Origin of the sequence: Rhodopirellula sp. P2 (assembly GCF_028768465.1) — a bacterium.
GTDB lineage: Bacteria > Planctomycetota > Planctomycetia > Pirellulales > Pirellulaceae > Rhodopirellula.
In genome coordinates this window covers 14,737-34,720 of the sequence record NZ_CP118225.1, presented here as the reverse complement: position 1 = coordinate 34,720, position 19,984 = coordinate 14,737, and the positions used below count along the sequence as shown (strand labels likewise).

Below are 19,984 nucleotides of genomic sequence, written 5' to 3'. Positions count from 1 at the left end.
AATGCATCGCGAATCATTCTCTCAAGAGCTTTTTCGTCAGTCGTTGTTGCAAACCAGTCGTCGGCAATTTCTGACCGAATCCGCCGCTGGTTTGGGAGCCATTTACTTGGCGACCCAGCAAGCGGGCGGAAACGCAGCGCACGCCAATGCCTCGCTGCAACATGGTTTTGATCCCCAGCACGACGCCACCAATCCGCTCAGTCCCCTGACGCCGCCTCAGCCGGCCAAGGTCAAACGGGTGATCTACTTGCACATGGTCGGTGCACCCAGCCAACTGGAGTTGTTTGACTACAAACCAGATCTCAAGAAGCTCGATGGCAAAGAATGCCCGCAGTCGTTCTTGGAAGGCAAGCGTTTTGCTTTCATCAACGGCACGCCCCGGATGCTGGGGCCCCAATATGACTTCCAGCAACACGGTGAATCTGGCGCATGGGTGTCCGAACTGATGCCCAACTTGGCCAAGCAAGTCGATGATTTGTGCTTCTTGAAAACGGTCAAGACGGACCAATTCAATCACGGCCCGGCTCAGTTGATGGTGCACACCGGAGCCGCGCCGATGGGATCGCCATCGATCGGTTCCTGGGTGACGTATGGTTTGGGCAGCGAGAACGAAGACCTGCCTGGATTCATTGTCTTGTTGTCCGGTGGTCGTTTGCCTCGGGTGGGCAAGGCTCTGTGGGGATCAGGATTCTTGCCTTCAGTCTATCAAGGCGTGCAGTGTCGATCCAAAGGCGATCCGGTTCTGAATGTCGCCAACCCCGAAGGTGTTTCGCGGCAAGAACGACGGCAAGTTCTGGATGCTCTGGCGGCACTCAATCAAGAGTCGTTGCAGCAATACGGCGATCCCGAAACGGTCACCCGAATCGCTCAGTACGAGATGGCCTATCGGATGCAAGTGGCTGCTCCCGAAGCGATGGATCTGTCGCAAGAAACCGCGGAGACCCTCGAGAGCTACGGCGCGGAACCTGGCAAAGAATCGTTTGCCAACAACTGCTTGCTCGCGCGACGATTGGTCGAAGAAGGCGTCCGCTTTGTGCAGTTGTTCGATTGGGGCTGGGACACGCACGGATCCAACCGTAGCGAATCGCTCGAGCACGGCTTGCCCGACAAGTGCAAGCAAACGGACAAGCCCATCGCGGCGTTGCTGGCGGATCTCAAGCAGCGTGGAATGCTGGAAGACACGCTGGTTGTCTGGGGCGGCGAGTTTGGCCGCACACCGATGCGAGAGAACCGCGGCGGAACGACGATGGCGTTCCACGGCCGCGACCACAGTCCCGAGGCGTTCACGATGTGGATGGCCGGCGGGGGCGTCAAACCAGGGTTCACCTATGGCGAGACCGATGCGGTCGGTTACACCGCGGCGACCGAATCCGTGCACCTGCGAGACTTCCATGCGACGATGCTGCACCTGCTCGGCTTCCACCACGAGACGATGGTCTATCCCTTCAAAGGCCTCAACCAACGCCTCACCGGAGTCAAGCAAAGCCGCGTCGTCGAAGAAATCCTCAATTCGTAGCCGGATTCGCCAGAATTCGGATGTCCCTGCTGTCCGCCCGTCCGAATTCTTGGCGAATCCGGCTACGTCGAAACTCCTCACCGCCCCCCACCCGTAGCCGGATTCGCCAGAATTCGGTTGTCCCTGCTCGTCGCCCCTCCGAATTCTTGGCGAATCCGGCTACATCGAAACGGTCCCACAACCAGCAATGCTCTTCCACCTGCTCTCAGATCAGGCTCATGAAGCGACCGTCCAGCAAGCACTCCTACCTCAAGCGGCTCTCGCCCGAGTTTTATCGTGGAGATGCTTGTGTGCACTGGAGTCTTGTCATTCAGGACCGCAAGCGAGGCTGGTGCAAACCGACCCTTCTCTACAAGTTTCGCGAGCTGCTCACGCACACCGTCTTTCGATACGCCATCGCTTGCCCGGTGTATTGCTTGATGCCGGATCACATTCACATGCTATGGATGGGGTTGTTTGAGAGCAGCGATCAGCGTCTTGGGATGCGTCACTTTCGCGACCGACTCAATGATGTGCTGGAGCGACTCCAGGTGGAGTTGCAGGGGCAGGCCTATGACGACGTTTTGCAGGACGAAGAACGCAAGGAACAATCGATCGAGGCCGTCTGTGACTACATCGCTCGGAACCCAGAGCGTGCTGGTTTAGTGCCCATCGATGGCTATGCCGACTACAAGTTCACCGGGTGCTTGGTTCCCGGTTATCCCGAGTTGACTCCCTTCGCCGCCGACTATTGGCCACGATACTGGCGAATCGTCTCCTACCTGCGATCCAACGGGCTGCAACGAGGTTCGTAGCCGACTGCCTTCGGACACGTAGCCGGATTCGCCAGAATTCGGATGTCTCTGCTCGTCGCCCTTCCGAATTCTTGGCGAATCCGGCTACATCGAGGATCACCGGCAGAACAACATCAGGTCCGCGGCCAGCGTCACTGGCATGGCCGTGGCAGTCTGCACCGGTTCGTAGCCGAATTCGCCAGAATTCGGATGTCCCTGCTCGTCGCCCCTCCGAATTCTTGGCGAATCCGGCTACGTCGAGGATCATCGGCGGAACAGCATCAAGTCCGCGGCCAGCGTCACCGGCATGGCCGAGGCGGTCTGCACCGGTTCGTAGCCGGATTCGCCAGAATTCGGATGTCCCTGCTGTTCGCCCCACCGAATTCTTGGCGAATCCGGCTACATCGAGGATCATCGGCGGAACAACATCAGGTCCGCGGCCAGCGTCACTGGCATGGCCGAGGCGGTCTGCACCGGTTCGTAGCCGGATTCGCCAGAATTCGGATGTCCCTGCTCGTTGCCCCTCCGAATTCTTGGCGAATCCGGCTACATCGAGGCTCATCGGCAGAACAACATCAGATCCGCGGCCAGCGTCACTGGCATGGCCGAGGCGGTCTGCACGCGAGCGTTCTGCGAAAACCGCACGCCGCGATAGGTCATCGCCATCGCGTCCGCGATCGCCTCGCGATCCAGGTCAACCTGCTGCTGCCACAGTCGATGTTCGACCAGCTTCAATCCTTCGGCGGCCATCTCGTCGACGACCTTCTCCCAGCGACTCCGGCGTTGCCCCGATTGCTGCACATGTTCGCGTAGTTCGATCAAGTCCTCTTCGCCAGGCACGGCAACGATCAGCTTTCCATCTTCCGTCAGCACGCGAGCGATTTCGGACACCGGCCGACGACCGAACAGCGACAGCACGCGAGAGACACTGCCATCCGCCACCGGCAGCGACCGATCCGCATTGGCCCAGACCCACGTCGCTTCCGGCCACCCGCGAGCGGCCAGCTTGATCGCCTTCTTCGACAGATCGATCCCGCAATAGGTATCGGGCGAATCACCAAACAGAGCCGGGCCAAAGGTGCCTTCGCCGCAACCCAAGTCAATTGTTCGGGAGTTGCCGTTTCCCGCTTGCCTTGCCACCCAAGGCCGCAAGGCATCAATCAATCCGCTGGCATGCCCACGTTGCAACCAACGATGGCGGGCCAGCACGGCTGCATCCGCATCGCCCGGTTGTTTGGACTTGCGATCTTGGGGCTGGGACAAGCTGTAGTAGCCCTCGCGAGCCCGATCGAAATGGTGCCCGTTCTCACAGCGCAGCCCACCCTCCACCGGCGACAAAGCCAGCCCGCAATTTCGAACCGTACAGCGCAACTCAAACAAACCTGTGTTCCTTTCTTCATTCAATCCCGCCCGTAGCCGGATTCGCCAGAATTCGGATGTTCTTGATCATCGCCGTTCCGAATTCTTGGCGAATCCGGCTACGTTCCCACCGAATCCGGCTACCTAGGATTGCAAGCCCACTGGTCATAACCCGCCGCGTCAGCAAGGCCACTCACCGGTAGCCGGATTCGCCAGAATTCGGACGCAGACGCATTTCCAGCACCAATGTAGGCCATGTCTCACATGGCACCCAGCCGATGCTTCGCCAGAAGCGAGGCGTCCAGCAATCCCCCATCTCGCCCACGACATGTCGTTTGCCATAGAGAGCACCGAGCTCACCGAAATGATGCAGCCAACTCACCTCACTGGCTAACAGATTGTTGATTCAATACGTTTCAAAGATTGAACGATCAGCCGACGGACGTTAGCCCACGGTTACCGGAGACGAACCGGACGCGATCGCGCTCCGGCTGACTAAATCAACAGGCTGCGAAGCAAGTCCACCACGAGGGTTCTTGGCCAGAGGCCAAATTCATCCTCAGCACCCGTCAGGCCACCGTAGCCGGATTCGCCAGAATTCGGATGTTCCTGATTGTTGTCCCTCCGAATTCTTGGCGAATCCGGCTACGTTTAAGGCGAATCCGGCGACGTCTTTCAGACGTCGAACAACTTGTACTCGACGTCTTTCAGAATCCCAGGTTGAGGAACGGGGTACGAGCCATCTGCGTTGGCGATCACAGGCGCCGGGCCGTCCACGGTCAGTTCCGCCACGCCCGGTGCGAACTCATGCGGGCAGTTGGTCATCTGCTCCAACGTGATCTCTTGGCCGGTGTGAGCCGCCATCCGCCCCATGCTGGTCACCAAACTCGCTTGCACACCACGCGGCACCTCGTTGTAAGGCTTGTCGTGGACGATTGCGTCGACCAAGTCCGTCCATTCCAGCCGGTACGGGTTCTTCTCTGGTTGCGGGTACGCCCAGGTCACCTCACGGCGACTTTGGTTTTGGCCGCTGAAGGTCCGGACTTTGCCCGGCGTGTGCCCCGAGGTGCTCACGATCGCGGATCCCTTGCTGCCGTGCACGGTGCTGGACATGTCATTGCGACACCCTGGCATGCAGCGGCCGTCGAGGAACAGCTTGCTGCCGTCGGGATAGGTGTACTCCACCGCGTAGGTGTCAAAGTTTTGGTCGATCCAATCGCCGCGGTAGTGACGTCCGCCGAGAGCCTGAGCCTTGATCGGCCAAGCGTTCTTCATCCACGATGTCTCGTCGATTTGGTGGATGTAGAAATCGCTGAAGCAACCACCGCTGGCCCACAGGAAGCTGTGGAAGTTCTTGATCTGCCACAGCGTTTCAGGCATGTCATCCGAGCGACGTTTGGTGAACGCTGACGCGATCGGACCGTGCATTCGGTACGCACGCATCATGATGATGTCGCCGATCTGGCCGTCTTGAATGCGTTCGAACAGCTCTTGTCGTCCGCGGCAGTGACGGACCATCAAACCCACGCCGCACTTCAAGTTCTTCGCGTCGGCTTGAGCGGAAAGTTCCAGCATCCGTTTGGACGAAGGCCCGTCAGCCGTCAGCGGTTTTTCCATGAACACGTTCAACCCTTTGTCGATCGCGTACTGGAAGTGAACCCAGCGAAACGCCAGCGGCGTTGCCAGGATCACAATGTCACCCGGATCGAGCGCGTCCATCGCGTGCTTGTAAGCATCGAAGCCAACGAACTGGCGTTCCTCCGGCACGTCCACTTTCTCCGGTGCATCGATGTGTTCATTCGAGAGAGCTTTGACACTGCGAGCCACATTCTCTGGAAAGACATCCGCGACAGCGACCACTTTCAATTTTGCGTTGTCCACATGCAGTGCATCATTGGCAGCCCCCGTTCCACGACCACCCGCCCCCACCAAAGCCACCTGAATCACATCCGGAGTCTCCTGCCCGTGCACCGCAGGCGCATTCAGCGTCACCCCCGCAGCAACCCCGCCAGCCAAAGCCGCCGACTTCAAAAAGCCCCGCCGTGCCAACGCGTCCCCATCGTTAGCGGAACGGCGCAAGCCGTCCGGTGCCGAGAATTCGGAAGACGATCCCGTAGCCGGATTCGCCAAGAATTCGGAATTCATATTGGAAAGTCCAGGTCGGTCAACAGCATTCACGTCACGATTCATCAGCTCTGCTCCAAGGGTGGGAAGTGGGGTGGGGAAAGCGTCCTGCGACCGCGGTTCGGATCGCGAGCGCGAGAACGCTTCCGCCCCATCTTAGCCGATCTCTCGGCCCCCATTTCGCGCGTCAGTCATCGTCCGTTGGCGGTCACGTGCCGGGCCCCACGCTCTCGGAGGCCGTGCGGTTTCATTGCTCGTATCGCCAGGCAGTTCATCAACAAGTTCCCATCGGGAGGGGGAAGCAAAGCCGCACGACCTCCTCGTGTGTGAGGGGCGAAGTGAGGATCAGCCGGCGCCAAGTTGAGTGAACTGCGAGAGCGTTGATCTCGGTCCATCACCAAGGGCATTTCCGCCCTTTCGTCAACGCTGAACAGTGAGGTGCATGACCGTTCAGGTGGGGCGCTGAGTTTCGCTTGATTAGCGGTTCCGTGGGCACAGTGACAGAGGGGGCCCATTTGGAAACGCGAAGTTCGTGTCCGCTCAACGGATGGGTGCGATCGGAAGGTTCCGCCAAATGGGCGGCGATTTACGTGCGGGGTGCGTGTGATCACCGCCCGAAAGGGGGTTCGTTAGTGGTGGTGGCTGATCATTTCATCGTCCCGTACGCACAATCGACCGAAATGTACTCACGAAAATTTTTTTTCTTAAAGGGGGGCATGTTCAAAAAGACTGCAAAACAGAGGGTCAATTTGATTTTTCTCGTGTTTTGTGCAGTGGGTGTGAACCGTACAGGGGGAACTTTTTCGAGCGTGCCGACAGTTCTTCCGGATTTGCTGGATCGGATGCTTGTTTCCCCTAGAACCCCCAGTTAGGATCTTTCGCTATGCTCGAACGGTTCCCCCCATCAAGGGGTTTTGGATCGGTCTTGGTGCTGGCAAGCATGGGGGGTGTTCCGGTCGGGCTGAGTCATTTGAAGCCGCTTTTTGGGCGGTCGCTATCTTCCTCGAGTGAGAAGACGCAATGGTTGAGTGCATCGATAAAACCGCTTTTCTGGAGGGACGTCGTGAGGCGACCTACGGGGCGGGAACATGCGATTTCGATCCGTCGCTGCCTCCTTTTTCAATGCTCTCGCAGGGGCGAATCTGCCAGTCTCGCTGGCAAGTGTTTCGCCCGCCGCATCCGCCTCGCGATGGAACGCGAGTGAGCGTGACCTGACGGTAAATCCCCCGTGAGGGGCCCTGTTCGCCACCTTTCGCCCCGTGGCCACTGACGAGTTTTGAATTCTCGTCGACCGCTGATCAAAGCCTGCCGTTTGCCCAACGCTTCAGGCACTATCCCCGAATACATCTGACTTTCATTTCTAGAGAATATCCATGTCGATTCGCCCCAGTCATCACAACTTCGCCGGCAACACCCAAAACACCCCAGCAACACGCATGCAAAAAATGCGGGAGCGTTTCAATCGTTGGGAGCACCAAGCGAACCAGCGCAAGTCAATGTTCATCGAGCGCCAGAAAGCTCGTGTGGAACGCTACCGCAACGCTTTCCGCGGCAGTTGGATCTCCAAGATCGGCCTGGGGCTCGTTGCCCTCTGGAACTTCATCACCAACCCACCGTTCGTGGTCTCGATCGAAAAACGCGCCACGGTTCCTTTCACCGCGATGCTGCCGTTTGGATTGAACTTCGCGAAGAACGACAAAAACAAGAAGAAACGCGGCAGCAGCAAGCGAGTGCGAACCACGCGGAACCGGCTCAGCCCCGAGACGCTGGAGCAACGCCAGTTGCTCGCGGGGGATTTGTATGTGGACGCACCAGCGGATTTCCAAGAAACGACGAACGTCGTTGCTGGAACTTTGGGAACAATTGAAGACGGGGATATTGTCACTTGGGGCGGCCCCGACGGCAATGTCGGTACCGGTGGGGACAATGAAACTGGCTTAACTTTCGGATCTGTTGTCAGCGACGAAGGTGCGTTTGGCACGATTCAAGATGCGATCAATGCAGCTTCTGCTGGCGACACGATTCATCTCGCTCCGGGCACGTATTCCGAGGATTTGACGATCAACAGCACAAAGACAGGGTTGACGATCGTCGGAGCAAACTCAGGAGTCGCAGGAGACGGTACACGTGGTGCCGAATCAACCATCGACGGGTATATCAAAATCGACGCAGCAGACGTGGAACTCGATGGTGTTGAGGTACTGAACGGCGGTGCGGTATCAGGGAGCAAGGCTGGCGTTTACGTTCAGGCGGCGAATGTCACAGTCACCAACTCCATTTTAACCGGAGATGGAACCGGCGCAGCAGCAGGGATTGGCGTTGAAGCGGTTATCACCTCGGGTGTGTCCGATGGGCTGACTGTCTCAAATAGTGTCGTCGAAGACTGGAATATGGGTGTCTATGTGCAGGGGGCAAATAATGACGCAACCATCACTGGAAACACCATTAGGGACAATTTCCACGCGGGCGTCGGAGCGGATGGCAACTATGCTGGATCCCAAGTCTTGACGCTGACAGGCAATGACTTCAGCGGCAACGGTCTCGATGTCGACGCATTCGGAAACACGCCAAATAACTACGGAGCCGGTTCAGACGTCAGCGGCAATTCGTTCACCTCGCCTACGACACTCGGCAGCGCCGATTTGCCCTCGGGCGTTGTTACCGGAAATATATCTTCGGTCGTGACTACCATTCAGGCTGCTGTCGATGCCGCTTTTGACGGTGACACCATCAGCGTTGCTGCCGGAACCTATGTTGAAGATTTGGTACTCAATAAGCAAGTGGCAATCGTAGGTGCGGGCGAGGGACTCACGATTATTCAAGGGACCACAGGTCAAACGGTCAGCGTCACCGCCGACAACGTCTCGCTTCAAGATCTGACTGTGGAGGGAGCGACTGGTGTTGATGGCGTGGTGGTTAATGGGGCCGATGGTACGACGCTAGCAAACGTGACTCTCGCTGGCAGTTCAAGTGCCGGCGACACTGCGTTGTTACTCGAAGGGGCAATCGATGGGGTTACACTCGTCAATGTGGATATCACTGGAAATGCAATCGGCCTTCAGGTCGGAGCAACCGCTACTGTCAACGACTTGGCAGTCGACAGCGCGTCGTCATTTTCTGGCAACCTTTACGACGTGTATATGTACAGTCTTCCTGGACAAAATGGCAGCTTGTCAAATTCGACGTTCGGTGACGGTTCTGGTTCACTGACAATGAGTGGTGCGGATAGGTCCGTTTATCTGCAAGGTTTGTTGACCGATGTCAGTTTTGATACCGTCGCGATCGTTACCACGGGCGAGAATTCGGCAACCAACGCCGGACTGTCGTCCTTTGAGATTCGTGCCGTGAACGGAACATCGACCGGTGTGTCGCTCAGCGGCACGGTTAATAATGGGATGTCTCTGTCGCCCGCAGTCTACTTGCGCGCGAGGCCTGACACGGTAACTCCGGCCAACGCTGGCAAGCTGGAGGGGACAATACTCGCAAATCTGACAGTAACCGGTGGTTCGTCGAACCTAGCTGTAAGAGACGATGCCGCTGATGGGCTTTCGATCGCCAGTTCGGTTACGCTGGACGGCGGTCTGGGAACTCCGTTAGGCAACGTGTTTATCGACGTGACCACGGGACCAGTCGATTTGGGCGATGTGCAACTTGTGCAACCAAATCCTTTAGCCGCATTTATCGTTAATTCATCTTCTTCCGCTGTTGATGCGACAGGCGTTGCATTCAATAACGGTGGAGCGTTGAATCCGGCCGGAGATATTAGCCAGGCATTCGCCGTCGAAGACAAGATTTTGCATGCGGTTGACGTCGCAATACTCGGAGTCGCGACGCCGTACTCAGTCGGTCTTGTACGCGTCGTGGCCAATAACGTCTACATCACAACGGACAGTTACTATGCCGCTGCTGGCACGACTGAACCAAGTGTTCAGCGTGCAGTCGATGCAGCAACCGCAGGTGACACTGTCAACGTTGCTGCGGGCACGTACGCCGCGGTCGCCGGTGTTCAGGTCACCAAGGACGTGACGATCAAAGGTGCAACCGGGACAGCGAGTGACGTCATCCTGCAAGGCTCGCTCGTCACTGACGATGTCATCAATGTTGCCACGACAGGTGTTAGCAGCCTGACGATCAGTGATTTGACGGTGGAGAATGCTGGGACGCGGCACGGAATTCGAGCTGCACAACTAGCGGCTCCAATGAGTCTGACGATTGACAACGTCATCTCGCAGAACAACACCCGCTGGGGTGTGGCTGTCTCCGGCCCTGTGACTTTGGCCATTACTGACTCGGTATTCTCCGGAAATGCCGATGGAGGTGTTGGCACTTACTCTGGCGTTATTGCGGCCACGGTCTCCGGTAGTGACTTCACGGGCCAGACAGGCGTGCAGGTCAACAACAACACTGGCTCCGGCATGACGGTCAACGCATCCGGGAACTACTTTGGCACGACCAGTCCCGCCTCGGTGACGACGAGCGGCAATGTCGATTACACCCCGATGCTGAATGCCGCACCGACAGGAACGAGCACGGACTTTGATAGCCTGATCGTTCATGCGTCGGGCCAGCAAGTGGGTGGCGGACGGATCGCAGAGGGACAGTCCCTGCTCAACGCGAGTGGGACCCTGCAGGTTCGGGGCGGGACTTACGGTGAAGACGTGAACGTCGATGACTACACCTACAGCCCAGGTGCCAGCCCCGCGATCAACACCGTGGGCAGCTACACGCAAACCAGTGGTGGGACCACGTTGCTGGAACTGGATGGCACGGCCGCTGGTGCGGAATATGACCAAATCAAGGTGGACATTGTTGCGGCCGGTGCCGGAACCGGCACCGTTTCGCTTGACGGATCGCTCAGCCTCGACTTTGGCTATGTGCCGTCCCCGGGTGATTCATGGACATTGATTGACAATGACGGCACCGATGTGATCACCACAGAATTTTCCTCCCACTCTGCTGGCGATTTCACGGTGGTTCTTCCCGGTGGTGCCAGTGTGCCGTTGACCATTGACTACGCCGGTGGCGATGGAAACGACGTCGTTTTAAGCGTGGCCAGCTATTCGACGTTGTACGCCGCATCGACTCAAGCAGGTGGGGTTGATCGAGCATTCACTGTCACAAACGATCCAGGTAGCGATGGCTTCTCGGTCGGTGACACCGTTACCTTCACGCCGGTTGCAGGCACGCCTGTTCCGGGCTTGATCGTTGGTTACCAAGCCTTCGCTTCGATGGATGCGGCAATTGAATCGGCCACCGCCGGAACGGTGATTCAATCCGCGGGTTGGGTCGTGAATGAAGACACCGCTGGTGGAGTCAATATCTCGCTCAACGGTGGTGCTGACTTAGACGGAGTGACCTACTCGCTAACACCATCAGTGGGAGGAACGGGTGCCTTCCAAGGTCAATTGGGGATCAACGTTGATCAGACGGTGAAGTACACCCCGTTGCCGCCAGCCAACTTTGATGGCAACGTTAAGTTCACCTACACGGTGAAGGATGCCAGTTCACCTGCAACCATTGCAGGGACGGTGTTTGTCGATGTGCTTCCAGTAAATGATGCGCCAGTATTGTCAGCCATCGAGGGGTCGACGTTCAGCTTTGCTGAAGGTGATGCCGCGACTCAGATTACCAATACGATTGTCGCCACCGACATTGATGACGCGCAGCTGGAAAGTGCGACCGTTCAAATCACCACCAATTTCGAGGCTGGCGACGTATTGAGCGTGACGGGGTTGCCAGCGGGCGTGACCAGTAGCTTCTCGGGTGATACGTTGACCATCACAGGTGCAGCGTCGGTTGCCCAGTACCAAGCCATCTTGCGGGCTGTGAAATTTGAGAACACTTCCGAAAAGCCTACCGAGAACACTCGAACGATCAGCTTCTCGGTGAGTGACGGTGATGTCGCTAGCCTTGCACAAACACGTGGGGTTGAGGTCGATGAGATCAACGATTCCCCAACGCCGGCGGCGGACACCGCAACGGTCGACGAAGATTCTTCGGTCTCGAAGGATGTGCTTGCCAATGATACAGATCTCGATGATTTATACAGTGCGGGAGAGTTCTCGCTTGCTTCAGTCGGTTCTGCCACGGCGTCCGATGCAAGGGTGATTCCGGGGGCGGCGATCACCAGTACTTCAGCCGGCGTTATCACATTCAACGCAGCAGGTTTGTTTGAGGACTTAGACACGGGTGAATCGGTCACCGTGACAATTCCATACACCATGCAGGATGACGATGGTGCGACATCCAGTTCCACTTTGGAGGTCACGGTTACCGGAGTGAATGATGGCCCAACAGCCACGGACGACTCGACCACGACCGATGAAGACACCTCCGTTACGAAGAATGTGCTCGCCAATGATGACGATGCCCCCAACGCCGACCCTGACGATGATGTTGCAGATTTTGTTCTGTCTGGCCTAGGTGCTGCGACCGCGTCTGATTCAACAACGATTCCCGGGTCCGCCTTCAATTTCACAGCCAATGGCGATGTCACATTCGATCCATCCGGATTGTTTGACCATCTCGACACCGGTGAATCGGTCACCGTGACGATTCCTTACACCATGAATGACGGTGGCGGGGAAAGCTCGACCGCGGAGCTTGAAATCACCATCACCGGCGTGAATGACCCTGTGGTCGCCAACCCCAATGCTTACAGCGTTGCGGAAGAGGGGACATTGACCGGGAATGTGATCACGGATGCTCCGAGTGACACCGATCCAGATGACACACCTGTCATTGTCGGCAGCGTTGCCCCAGCACACGCTTTGTCATTCAGTGTCGCTAGCAACGGAGCGTTCACCTACGTCCCGGTAGAGGACTTCGTCGGCTCCGATTCATTCACCTACTTTGTCTCTGACGGGGACTCAACCAGTAGTGCGGTCGTGTCGATCACAGTGACTGCGGTGAATGATGCACCGGAATTTACCGTTCCCACGGCCTCTGCTGTGCTGGAGGATTCCGCAGATGCGGTTGATGTGCCATTCTTGGCCGGTATCTCCGCTGGTGCAACAAACGAGTCCGGTCAGACGGTTAGCTTTGCAGTGGTCGCGAGCGATCCTACTCTCTTTGATGTTCAGCCGACCATCAATGCCAATGGTGAGCTGTCCTATGAATTGGCAGACGACGCTTTCGGTAGCACCACGCTGACGATCACGGCGACCGACACCGGCGGAACTCCCGGCGTCGACAACGCGGTCGATTCCTACACATTCGAAGTCAAGCCGGTCAATGATGAGCCAACGCTGACGGTCTCGTCCGTGGTTTCCGTTCTTGAAAACTCGACGGCTCAATCTGTCCCTGGATTTGCGACTCCGACATCAGGCGCAGCCAACGAGACTCAAACCTTCACCTATGAGATCCTCAGCAACGACAACGCAGCCCTGTTCTCGACATCGCCCGCGATCGCTCCAGACGGAACGTTGACATTTGAGCCTGCCGCACACGCGTTCGGTTCGGCGATCATTGAGGTCAATGTCAAGGACAGCGGCGGCGTCTCGGACGGTGGTGATGACACTTCGGCGACCGAGACCTTTACGATCACGATTAGTCCGGTCAATGACGCCCCGGTTGCGACCAACGACACATTTGTCCTGGAAGAAGACGATTCGCCATTCTCTCTCGACGTGATTGGCAACGTGACACCGAACGGAGCCGATGATGCGGGCCAGCCCAACGAATCGGCTCAGGATCTGACCATTGTCTCCTTCTCGCTAGTTCCCGGTTATCCATCCGGCGTGTTTGGAAATCTAGCAATCAATCCATCAGGGAAGACTTTCGACTTTACTCCGGCAGCGAATTTCAACGGAAGTTTCGAGTTCACCTACACGATTCGTGACAACGGCTCACCGAACCTTGATTCCAACGAGGCCACCGTCAGTGTCACGGTGAATCCGGAGAATGACACTCCGACCGTGGAGAACCCGATCGGCGACGTCAGTGTCAATGAAGATGCAGTCGATACTACAATCGACCTGTCGACCGTGTTCGACGATGTTGACATTCTTACAAATGGTGACAGCCTGACTTACACGACGAGCAGTTCCGATGGTTCGCTGGTAGCGGCAACCATTTCTGGGGCAGGCACCGACTTGGTGCTGGACTACCAGCCCGAGCAAAACGGAACGGCGACCATCACGGTTCGTGCAACAGATTCTACCGGATTGTTTGTTGAAGACACGTTTGAGGTTGTGGTTGCAGAGTTGAACGACGCTCCGACTGTTGCGAACCAACTATCCGACGTCAGCGTTCTAGAGGATGCCGCATCCACAACACTCGATCTTTCGGGCGTGTTTGGAGATGTTGACATCCTGACAAACAACGACAGTTTGACCTACACGGCGAGCAGTTCGGATGGTTCGCTCGTAACCACAGCGATCTCCGTCTCTGGAACGGATCTGATTCTCGATTATCAGCCCGAGCAAAACGGAACTGCGACAATCACGGTGCGTGCAACGGATGCTGCTGGATTGTTTGTTGAGGACACCTTTGAAGTTGAAGTTGCGGCCGAGAACGATGAACCGACCGTTGTGGCTGGGCTCGCGGATGTTGTTGTCAATGAGGACGCAGCGGATTCAACAGTTGATCTCTCGAATGTGTTCGACGATGTTGACATTCTAACGAACAGTGACAGCTTGACTTACACCGCAAGCAGCTCTGATGGTTCACTTGTAACGGCCGCAATTTCCGTTTCTGGAACGGATCTGATTCTGGACTATCAGCCCGACCAAAATGGAACCGCAACAATTACGGTGCGTGCGACGGATACTGCCGGAGATTTTGTCGAGGATTCGTTCCTGGTAACAGTGAACCCAGTCAACGACACCCCGACGGCGAGTGACATCGCGTTTGCCGTTGGCGAAGGGCAAACCTTTGTGTTTGATTTGGCTCCCTTTGTTGACGATGTCGAAACACCTGATTCAGGGTTGATTTACACCTTGGTCAGCGGTCCGAGTACCGGAACACTCACAGCACCGAGTGGCAGTTCCGTCTGGACGTTTGTCGCTCCACCGTCTCCTTCGATCACGACAGGAATCGTGGTCGAATACGAAGTTTCGGATGGGGCGGCGACCTCGGCGGTCCACACCATCACAATCGACATCGTTGACATCAACGATCCACCTGTCGTCACGGACGACACCGGAGTCGCAGGCGAGAACGAAACCAAGTCGTTTGATGTGCTTGCCAATGACACCGACCCGGATGCTCCAAGCGATGTCCCTGCCAACTTCATCCTCGATTCGCTGGGTACCGTCACCGTCTCGGGCGTACCAAGCTTGGGTGGTGCGTCATTTAACATTGTTGGCAATCAAATTGCATTCAATCCAGGCACGGCGTTTGACAGCCTGGACGCAGGCGACACAGCAACGGTCACCGTTCCTTACACGATGACAGATGACGAAGGTCTTTCCGATTCAGGCGAGTTGGTCATCACTGTCAACGGCACCAACGATACGCCAACCGCCGTTGCTGACACCAAAACGATCGATGAGAATGAAGACACGACGGTCGCGGTCTTGGCGAACGACACTGACGCGGATGACTCGGATTCCGCCATCAACTTTACGCTCGTTTCGCCGCTGGGTGTCGCAACTTCGACAGGTGGCTTTGATCTCAGCGATTCGACGATCAGCATCGATGGAGATTCAATTAAGTTTGAACCAGGCACCGAATTCGACTCGCTCGACCCTGGTGATTCCGTTGAAGTCACGATTCCTTATACGATGGAAGACACGGCAGGTGCTCAAAGCAGTTCGACTTTGGTCATCACCATCAATGGAGCGGATGACGGACCGATCGCCAATGACGACGATTCTTCTTACACAACCGATGAAAACGATGCGTTGACGGTGGATGTGTTGGCCAACGACGAAGTGGTCGACGACGATGATCTGACCTCGAGTCTGACTGTTTCTGATCCAACCGTGGTTTCGGTCAGCGGACCAAGTGGCGTCACGCTTGGCAATGGAACTGTCAATGTCGTCGGCAATGAGGTGGTTTTCACACCGGGCACCAGTTTTGATACGTTGGATGCGGGTGAGTCGGCGACGGTCGAGATTGAATACACGGCCAATCTTGGTGCGTTGCAGGACACGGCGACATTGACCGTCACGGTCAACGGTGTCAACGACGCGCCGGTTGGTGTTGCGGAAACTTATGCCACGTCAGAGGAAACCACCTTGGTGGTGCCAGCAGCGACGGGAGTCCTGCAGAATGACACAGATGTTGACGACAAGTACGGTTCCAAGAACGATCTTTCCGTCAATCTGCCGCTGGTGACTCAACCCACGAAGGGTTCGATCATCATGGCTGCCAACGGTGCATTCAACTACACTCCGTTTGCAAACCAGAACGGACAAGACAGCTTTGTCTATCGGGTGAAAGACAACAGCGGTGCACTTTCAGCGCCGGTCACTGTCTTGATCAACATCGCGGCGACGAATGACGCTCCCGTAGCAGTTGCTGATTCGGGAACGACGGATCAAGACACGCAGCTCACGGTCGATGTTGTTGCGAACGACACCGACGTTGACTCGCCGACGCTTACGCTGCAGAGTGCGTCGATCACTGCGACAGCGGGATTGAGCGGAAGCCCTGCCGTTGCAGGCACTGTCAGTGTCTCTGGAAATGAGGTCACGTTTGATCCTGGAACTGCATTCGCCGAATTGGATGCCGGTGATTCGGCGACCGTCACGGTTTCGTATACCGTTTCCGACGGTTTTTCACCGACACCGGGGACGGCGACAGGCACGCTGACGATCACAGTCACGGGACTCGCCGATGACCCCACTGCCATGAACGATACAGGGGCTTCCTTGACTGAAGACGCACCATCGGTACTGGTCGACGTGCTCGCCAATGACACCGATGTCGATGGCGATGATTCGCCAACGAACTTTGTGCTCGATTCGGTGGCGATTGACTCGGTGTCTACTCCGACCGGTGTCTCAATCACAAATAGTGGTAGCGCGAGCATCGACAGCAACCAGTTGAAGTTCACGCCATCCTCGGACTATCAGCAGCTTGCCTTGGGTGAGGCAGCGACGGTCGTTGTCAATTACACGATGAAGGACGCCGCGGGCAACACGTCGTCAGCGCAAGCGACGATTGAGGTCACCGGAGTGAACGACGCACCGACAACGTCAGCAGGAGGTGCCCGAACCACTTTGGAAGACACGGCGATTGTGGGTGATGTCGGGATCACCGCCACGGACACCGACTCCAACGACACGTTGGAATATGTCGTGGTTTCTGCCCCAGCCAACGCATTGAGTTTCACTTTGAATCCGGCGACTGGTAGCTTTGACTACACGCCGGCTGCCAACTTCAACGGAACCGATGGGTTTGTTTACAAGGTCAACGACGGGACGGCGGACAGTGTGCCTCAGGCCGTTGTGCTCAACGTGACTGCCGTCAACGATCCTCCGGTTTTCACCCCCGCCACACTGAACGACGTCACCGTCCTGCAAAACGTGGGGGCATATGAGGCAGCCGCATTCTTGACGGTCGAACCGGGGCCTGCCAACGAATCGGGGCAATCGATCACGACCTTCACGGTCGTTGCAGACGATCCTTCCCTGTTCACCGCCGGACCCGCGATTGACTCCAGCGGCAAGTTGACATTCACACCGGATGGCAGCATGTCTGGTACAACGACTGTCACGGTGACCGCCGTCGACAACGCGGGGGGAGCGGATACCAGTGACATCGAGTTCGACATCACTGTTGACGAATTCGACTTCCCAACCTTGGCAGCCGACGTGACACTGGGAGATTCAGATGAAGATGAAGCCGTGACAATCACCGCCGCTCAGCTCTTGGCGAATTCCAGTGATCCCGACGACGCCTTGAGCGTCACTTCGGTCAGTTTGATCTCAGGAGCTGGATCGCTATCGGGGACTGGCCCGTGGACTTTCACGCCAGACGACGATGAGTCTGGGCCAGTCGAGATTGAATTCTCGGTCCAAGGCGGAACCCTGGAGGGCCCCGTCACGGCATCCTTCAACGTCTTGCCGGTCAACGACCCACCAGAAATCACCGTTCCGCTGACGGGAGTTGCCGTCGATGAAGCCAGTTCGGTTGGTCTGGAGACCTTGGTTAGCGTTGATGACATCGATATCAATGATGGCGTCTCACCAGGTACCCTGACCGTTGTGGTCACGCTTCCAGCAGGTGGGGTTGAGTTTGAGCAATTGGCTGGACCGTCGGGCGGCACGATTGTGCTGTCAGGATCGAACAAGATCGCCACCTTCAGCGGTGAAATGGGAGACGTTCAAGCAAACCTTGCCCTGGTCCAAATCAATATCAATGATGTGGATCCAGGAGCGGCCTTGACGGAGACGTTGACGGTTACCGTGACTGCCAGCGACGCTGGAGCCACAGGCAATGTCGGTGTCGCAGGTAACTCATCAACCGCCAGCTTCGATTTGGAAGGCACCGACGCCGGACCGACCATCACGCTAGCCGGTGCGGCAACGCATGATGAAAGCAGCACCGTTGCCTACACGCTGACACTGAGTGGGCTCACTGATCCCGCCGGTTTGGTCGCCGATCCAATCACGGGTGGAACGGTCTACTTTGGTGATTTCCCGGCTGCCTCCGAATATGAGTTGACAGCGGCTGAGATCGTAGCACTCAATGGCAGTGGGTCGATCACGGTGGACCATCTCTATGAGGATGACGCATGGGTCACTAATCCGATCCGGGTGGCTCTCGAGTCGCAAGGCAACGCGGCGGTCTTCCAGTCTGCGGGAACAATGCCGATCACTGTGAACAACGTCGCACCGACGGCGAGTGTTTCAGCGAACGGACCATTCAACGAAGGCGACACAGGAGGGCAGGTGAATTTGACCAACATCTTCGATCCGTCTGGCCCTGACGCGGCAAATTTGAGGTACAGCTATGACTTCAATAACGATGGTCTTTTCGAGATCGAAGACTCCACTTCGTCGACGGTCTCGATTCCCGACAGTTTCTTGGCTGACAACTTGCCGGCGTTCCTGGCCATCAACAAAGAAATCAAGGTCGTTGTGAAGGACGACGAGTTGGGGCAGAATTCGTACACGATCCCGTACGTCGTTAACAACGTCGATCCGACGATCGTTCAGCCGATCGACGGATTGGTGCAAGCGGGGGATCTCTTCTCCCGAAATGTCACCTTCAATGACCCGGGTGCAGACACCTGGGATGCCGTCGTTGACTTTGGCGACGGGTCGCCCGCCGTCAACTACACCGGCGTTTCCAAAACGTTTGCGATCAGCCACACGTTTGCCACTGTGGGAGCCAAAACGGTCTCCGTGACGGTCACTGACGACGACGGTGCGTCGGATGTCAAGACGTTCACCGTCAACGTGACAGCAGTGCCGGCATCGGTTGCAGGCCGTCACGTGTTCTACAATCGATCGGTATTCGACGGGACTCCAATCGGGTCCGCGAGCGACGGGGCCAATGACGATGCCGCCATCGCAACCGACAAAGTCGCCTTGCTGCCCGGTGCATCCGCAACCGCGGCGAACTACACCAACTACCTGCGTGGTATCAATGGTGTGATGGTTGATATTGCGAACCTGCCAGCGACAAGCCTGACAGCATCTGATTTCGAGTTTCGCGTTGGCAACACGGCAGATCCAACCTCTTGGACTCTGCTCGACGCTGGCCAGCAACCGACCATTGAGGTGCGAGCAGGGGAGGGTTCCGGCGGCTCCGATCGAATTGAATTGATCTGGGCGGACGAAGCGATCAAGAACCAGTGGTTGCAAGTCACGGTGAAAGCAAACGCCAGCACAGGTCTGCTGGCTCCGGATGTTCACTACTGGGGTAACCAGGTTGGCGAAACAGAGAATGTGCCTGGAAACACAGTGGTCGACAACGGTGACTTGAACAGTGTCTTTTTAGAAAAAGGCCCCGCGGCCGTTGGGGTTGAAAACAACTTTGACATCAACCGAGATGGTGTCATTGATAACGGGGATTTGTTCGGGGTCTTCTTCAACAAAACCGGCTCTCTGCCCGGAGATTCACTTCTGTTGTTCACCCCGCCGACTCCAATGGTTCCGGTGATGATGCCGTCTAGCAGCGCAAGTGTTGTTGACTCCGTATTCGCGGAGGTCGACGATGACGATCTTCTCGTTGATGGAATGCTGTTCTAAGCAGCTGGCGCGGAATGCACTTTTGCAGGAAGTTCTCGATCGTCGATGAACTTCCTGCCTGGGAG

At 56.8% G+C, this 19,984-nt stretch carries 5 protein-coding genes; 3 read left to right on the top strand and 2 right to left on the bottom strand.

Annotation, left to right across the window (positions count from 1 at the left end; translation table 11 throughout):
• Nucleotide 1 precedes the first annotated feature (1 nt).
• Both PSR62_RS00035 and PSR62_RS00030 read left to right on the top strand, forming a co-directional pair.
• Nucleotides 2–1,516, top strand: a complete 1,515-nt coding sequence (locus PSR62_RS00035; RefSeq protein WP_274405792.1) for a DUF1501 domain-containing protein — start codon at nucleotides 2–4, stop codon at nucleotides 1,514–1,516.
• A 218-nt stretch (nucleotides 1,517–1,734) separates the two neighbouring features.
• Nucleotides 1,735–2,310 (top strand): hypothetical protein, encoded by a 576-nt coding sequence (locus PSR62_RS00030; protein WP_274405791.1) that lies wholly within the window; start codon nucleotides 1,735–1,737, stop codon nucleotides 2,308–2,310.
• A 537-nt stretch (nucleotides 2,311–2,847) separates the two neighbouring features.
• Here the strand turns inward: PSR62_RS00030 and PSR62_RS00025 are convergent.
• Nucleotides 2,848–3,669, bottom strand: a complete 822-nt coding sequence (locus PSR62_RS00025) for a methyltransferase domain-containing protein (RefSeq protein ID WP_274405790.1) — start codon at nucleotides 3,667–3,669, stop codon at nucleotides 2,848–2,850.
• 654 nt (nucleotides 3,670–4,323) lie between these two features.
• Nucleotides 4,324–5,838 carry a Gfo/Idh/MocA family protein gene (locus PSR62_RS00020; RefSeq protein WP_443217334.1) on the bottom strand — a complete coding sequence of 505 codons (1,515 nt, stop codon included), beginning with the start codon at nucleotides 5,836–5,838 and terminating at the stop codon, nucleotides 4,324–4,326.
• A 1,307-nt stretch (nucleotides 5,839–7,145) separates the two neighbouring features.
• Here PSR62_RS00020 and PSR62_RS00015 point away from each other — a divergent pair.
• Nucleotides 7,146–19,919: a tandem-95 repeat protein gene (locus tag PSR62_RS00015; RefSeq protein ID WP_274405788.1), complete on the top strand. Its 12,774-nt coding sequence runs from the start codon at nucleotides 7,146–7,148 to the stop codon at nucleotides 19,917–19,919.
• Nucleotides 19,920–19,984: the final 65 nt, after the last annotated feature.

Coding starts and splice junctions, on each gene's coding strand:
- PSR62_RS00030 (WP_274405791.1), top strand. CDS start 1,735: ATGAAGCGACCGTCCAGCAAGCACTCCTACCTCAAGCGGCTCTCGCCC.
- PSR62_RS00020 (WP_443217334.1), bottom strand. CDS start 5,838: ATGAATCGTGACGTGAATGCTGTTGACCGACCTGGACTTTCCAATATG.
- PSR62_RS00015 (WP_274405788.1), top strand. CDS start 7,146: ATGTCGATTCGCCCCAGTCATCACAACTTCGCCGGCAACACCCAAAAC.
- PSR62_RS00035 (WP_274405792.1), top strand. CDS start 2: ATGCATCGCGAATCATTCTCTCAAGAGCTTTTTCGTCAGTCGTTGTTG.